General features: G+C 46.4%; 6 protein-coding genes. All 6 read left to right on the top strand.

The genetic code is table 11. From position 1 onward, the window contains the following. Positions 1-186, top strand: a 186-nt coding sequence (locus tag ACWVCM_RS00200) for a hypothetical protein (protein ID WP_455199674.1), incomplete at its 5' end; no start/stop codon positions are given. A 49-nt stretch (positions 187-235) separates the two neighbouring features. Further along, entirely contained in the window at positions 236-706 is a 471-nt protein-coding gene (gene rimI, locus ACWVCM_RS00195) for a ribosomal protein S18-alanine N-acetyltransferase (protein WP_455199673.1), read from the top strand. 13 nt (positions 707-719) lie between these two features. Next, complete coding sequence (gene miaA / locus ACWVCM_RS00190; protein WP_455199672.1) at positions 720-1,670, top strand: tRNA (adenosine(37)-N6)-dimethylallyltransferase MiaA; 951 nt, start codon at positions 720-722, stop codon at positions 1,668-1,670. A gap of 194 nt (positions 1,671-1,864) precedes the next feature. Beyond that, entirely contained in the window at positions 1,865-2,122 is a 258-nt protein-coding gene (gene hfq, locus ACWVCM_RS00185) for an RNA chaperone Hfq (RefSeq protein WP_455199671.1), read from the top strand. A gap of 35 nt (positions 2,123-2,157) precedes the next feature. After that, a complete protein-coding gene (hflX, locus tag ACWVCM_RS00180; protein ID WP_455199670.1) occupies positions 2,158-3,468 on the top strand; it encodes a ribosome rescue GTPase HflX in 1,311 nt (436 codons plus the stop codon). 111 nt (positions 3,469-3,579) lie between these two features. Then, on the top strand, positions 3,580-3,939 hold a 360-nt coding region (locus ACWVCM_RS00175), incomplete at its 3' end, for a protease modulator HflK N-terminal domain-containing protein (protein WP_455199669.1).

The following is a 3,939-nucleotide window of genomic DNA, read 5'->3' as shown; positions in this document are numbered from 1 at the left end:
CATAATCTACTAAAGACAGATACCAGTTTGTCACGTTTGCGAGGCCAGTGTTTTCATTATGGTGACAATGATACGCCGCTTGTTGTGACGTATCATCCGGCATATCTTTTGCGTTCGCCGAAAGAGAAGCGCAAAGCGTGGCAGGATTTACTGTTCGCACAAGCCATTAGTCGTGGTGAAGATTAACCAATAGCAATGTGTATTAACCTAAGCAAGAATCAGGTCGTTTGAGATAATGAGTGCAGTTATAGAATCCCCACCGGTTTTTTTGAGACCCATGTCCGAGGCGGACCTCGATGACGTGATGTCTATTGAGACACGGATTTATGATTTCCCCTGGACACGCCAAATTTTTCACGATTGTCTGCGTGTCGGCTACGTTAGTCATGTATGTGAGTTAAATAATGAACTGGCCGGTTATTGCATTATGTCCACTGGCGCATCGGAAGCGCACGTTTTAAATCTTTGTATCGCGCAAAATTTTCGCCGCATAGGATTAGGTCAACGATTGCTGGGACATATGTTAGATATCGCGAAACGTCGTAACGTTGGAACTGTGTTTCTGGAAGTCAGACCTTCCAATGAGGGTGCAATCGCTTTGTACGATAATATGGGTTTTAACCAGATTGGGACTCGTCGTGATTATTATCCGGCGAAACTCGGTCGGGAAGACGCTATCATTCTCGCGAAAAGCCTGGAAGTTTAATTACGCTTGCTCAATGAAGCACATTCCACCTGCCATTTTTCTTATGGGGCCGACGGCATCCGGCAAGACTGACCTGGCTGTCCGGCTAGTGGAAGACTTACCCTGCGACATTATTAGCGTTGATTCAGCCCTGGTTTATCGAGGAATGGATATCGGAACGGCTAAACCAGATGCCGATATTTTGCAGAAGGCACCCCATCGGCTAATTGATATTTGTGACCCTCGTGAAGCCTACTCAGCCGCGCAATTCGCTGAAGATGCACTGCGAGAGATGAGTGATATCTACGCAAATGGGAGAATACCCCTGTTGGTAGGCGGTACATTTTTATATTTTCGCGCATTAGCTGAAGGCTTGTCGCCATTACCTGCCGCAAATTCCGAATTACGTGCACAATTAGAATCTGAAGCCAATAGCGTTGGCTGGGCGGAAATGCACCAGCGTCTCGCGGCAGTTGATCCTGAAACAGCAGCTCGTATTCATCCCAATGATCCGCAGCGTATACAGCGAGCACTGGAAGTTTACGAAATTACTGGTGAGACAATGAGCAGTATCCTGCAGCGGGATAATTCAAATGATTTACCCTATAATGTTTCAAAATTAATTCTGGCTCCTAGTGATAGAGCTGTGTTGCACGAAAGAATCGCGATAAGATTCAATGACATGCTGGAACAAGGCCTGGTTGAGGAAGTTCGTGGGCTGTATCAAAGGGGTGACCTTCACAAAGACCTTCCCTCAATCCGGGCAGTGGGGTATCGGCAAGTGTGGGCCTACCTGGAGGGTGAACTTAAATACGACGAAATGATCGAAAGGGGGATAATTGCAACAAGACAGTTCGCCAAGCGTCAATATACCTGGCTACGCTCGGAAAAAGAGGGGACCTGGTTTGATGCATTAGAAAATAATATTTATAGCAAAATATTGAAAAAACTAACAAATGACCCCATGGTGGGAGATAGAATATAGGCAATCATACGTTGTGCTATAGTTTCAGTAACAGAATTCTACCGTCGACTATTTTGGTTGTTATAATTAGAACCTGGTACTGGAACAGTAACGCGATTGATAAGGGCAAGATCAATAACAAGATCAACACGAAGTTTCGTTATGCGGTCAAACCCCTCCTACTTTAGAACAAAGATAAAATAAGGAGACTCGTCATGCCAAAAGGGCAATCCCTACAAGACCCTTTTTTAAACGCCCTCAGGAAAGAAAGGATTCCCGTTGCGATTTATCTGGTCAACGGCATTAAATTACAGGGGCAGATTGACTCATTTGACCAGTTTGTTGTTTTACTGAAGAATAGTGTCAATCAAATGGTTTATAAGCATGCTATTTCGACAGTAGTACCTGCGCGCAACGTTAAACTACCAGCATCACATGAAGGCAACTCTGAACAGCAATCACGAAGTACATAAGTCTCAGCTGTCAAGAATGAACCAGGAGGACGTCGTTGTTTGATCGTCCTCAGAATGGTGAAAGAGCCATTCTTGTCTACGCCAATTTCTCTTCGCAACTAAACGACGAAGAAATTGATGAGTTCCGTGAACTTGCCAAATCGGCAGGCGTTGAGCCTGTGGCAATCGTTACGAGTGCTCGTAAGACCCCGGATCCTCGTTATTTAATCGGTGAAGCAAAAGCAGCAGAAATCCGAGAAGCCATTTTGGCGTCCAGGGCGGATGTCATTTTGGTTGATTACGCGCTGACACCCTCCCAGGAACGAAACTTGGAAAAGTTCTTGCAGTGTCGTGTACTGGATCGTACCGGATTAATTCTGGACATCTTTGCCCAGCGGGCCACAACCCATGAAGGCCGCCTACAGGTTGAACTGGCACAATTGCAACACTTGTCGACACGATTGGTGCGTGGATGGACACACCTTGAGCGGCAGAAAGGCGGTATTGGTCTGCGGGGCCCTGGTGAAACCCAGCTGGAAACTGACCGACGCCTGATCGGTATTCGAATCAAGCAATTGAAGAAACGTCTGGAAAAGGTCCACAAGCGTCGACAGCAAGGGCGTCGAGCGAGGAAAAGAGCGGATATACCCACCGTATCACTAGTTGGCTATACCAATGCGGGTAAATCTACTTTATTTAATTGTTTAACCAGTGCCGACGTGTATGCGGAAGATCAGTTGTTTGCGACACTGGATCCAACATTACGGCGTTGCGAGTTGGGTGATAACAATGCAGTTGTTCTGGCGGACACGGTTGGTTTTATTCGACACCTGCCCCATGATTTAGTGGAGGCGTTTCATTCCACACTGGAAGAAACGCAAGAAGCTGATTTGTTATTGCACGTGGTTGATGTCAGCCATGGTGATCATCGGGATAATATTGAGCAGGTCAATGCCGTATTAAAAGAAATCGGTGCCAATGAGGTTCCGCAACTTAAAGTTTTTAATAAGCTGGATCGACTTGAAGGTGCCGAACCCCGTGTGGATTATGACGATGAAACAGGATTACCGAAACAGGTCTGGATATCTGCCCAGACCGGCAAAGGTATCGATTTATTGCTCAGCGCAATAAAAGCCATTTGTTTTAATGAGACGATCCACCAGTGGATTCGAATTCCCGCAAGTAATGGCCGGTTGCGCTCACTGTTGTATCACCAGGGTCGTGTACTAAAAGAATGCAGTGATGAAAGCGGTGATTTACTACTGGAAATTCAGATTACCCGTAAAAATCTGGAGGCCATCCAGCAGAAAGAAGGTGTGCAACTTGAAAAAGAGTTGAATAAACAAATTATTAACTATTGCGGGTAGCGCCGAGGCAACCTAAAATTCAGCTTTTGCAACCACGAAAATGGCATTGCTGTGAGCTATTCATAGTGTGTTGCAAATTTAATCAATCCTAAAATCGAAATGGAGTAAAGCATGGCCTGGAACGAACCAGGAGGTTCTGGCAAAGACAAAGACCCATGGGGTGGTGGCGGTAGTGGTGGTGATAACCAGGGCCCCCCAGACCTCGATGAAGTTGTTAAGAAAATGCAGGACAAATTTGGTGCCCTGTTCGGCGGAGGTGGTGGCTCAGGTAGCTCCAAAGGCCGCGGTGGTGGCGGTGGTGTTAGCTCGGCCGGTATTGGCCTTATATTGGTAGTGCTCGCTGCTGTATGGGGTGTTATGGGCTTTTACACTGTCGATGAAGGTAAGCGTGCAGTGGTGTTACAGTTTGGCAAGTACGAAAAAACCACCATGCCCGGCCTGCAATGGATTCCACCCATTATTCAGTCCTAT

The sequence above is a fragment of the Kaarinaea lacus genome (assembly GCF_975902315.1).
This window is presented reverse-complemented; position numbering and strand designations above follow the sequence as displayed.